The sequence below is a fragment of the Alkalibacterium sp. m-11 genome (assembly GCF_054658155.1).
The window spans coordinates 1-795 of the sequence record NZ_BAAGIR010000300.1; the positions used below are offsets into that span (position 1 = coordinate 1).

1 protein-coding gene is annotated in these 795 nt (G+C 45.8%); it reads left to right on the forward strand.

What is annotated here, in order from left to right; all coding sequences use genetic code 11:
* On the forward strand, positions 1 to 795 hold a 795-nt coding region (locus tag ACYQ2O_RS12505), incomplete at both ends, for an RNA-guided endonuclease TnpB family protein (RefSeq protein WP_459796740.1).

A 795-nucleotide genomic window follows, 5' to 3' on the forward strand; every position in this document is an offset into this window, starting at 1 on the left:
CGGGCAAAGGACTGAGCTACAATTCCTGCTCCGCTCAACTGACCGAACTAAAGAAAGAAATCGACTGGCTAAGAGAAGTGGATAGTATCTCATTGCAATCGGCGTTACGTCATCTCGATGATTCGTTCAAGTGTTTTTTTAGAAAGCAGAACAAGGCTCCACGCTTCAAGTCGAAGAAGAATGCCGTGCAGTCCTACACGACCAAATGCACAAATGGCAATATTGCGATTGTCGGCAATCACATTAAATTGCCGAAACTTGGTCTGGTGCGGTTCGCCAAAAGTTGCGACGTAGACGGACGTATTTTGAATGCCACCGTCAGACGCAAGCCGAGCGGCAAATACTTTGTCTCTCTTTTAGTCGAAACTGAAATCGAACAAATAGATAAGACGGGTTCTGCTGTGGGTATTGATGTCGGATTGAAAGACTTCGCCATTCTGTCAGATGGTACAGTCTATCAAAATCCGAAGTTCTTCCGCAAAATCGAGCAGAAGTTAGCGAAAGAGCAGAAGAAGCTTGCCCGTAGACGGGAGTTGGCTATCAAACGAAACTGTCCGTTGCTCGATGCAAAGAATTACCAGAAGCAAAAACAGAAAGTCGCTTGCCTCTACGAAAAGATGGTCAACGCCCGAACCGACTACTTGCACAAAATCTCAACCGAGATTGTCAAAAACCACGACATCATCGGTATCGAAGATTTGCAGGTGTCGAACATGGTGAAGAACCGCAAGTTGAGTAAAGCCATCAGCGAAGTCTCATGGTCAGAGTTCCGGACTATGCTTAAATACAAAGCAG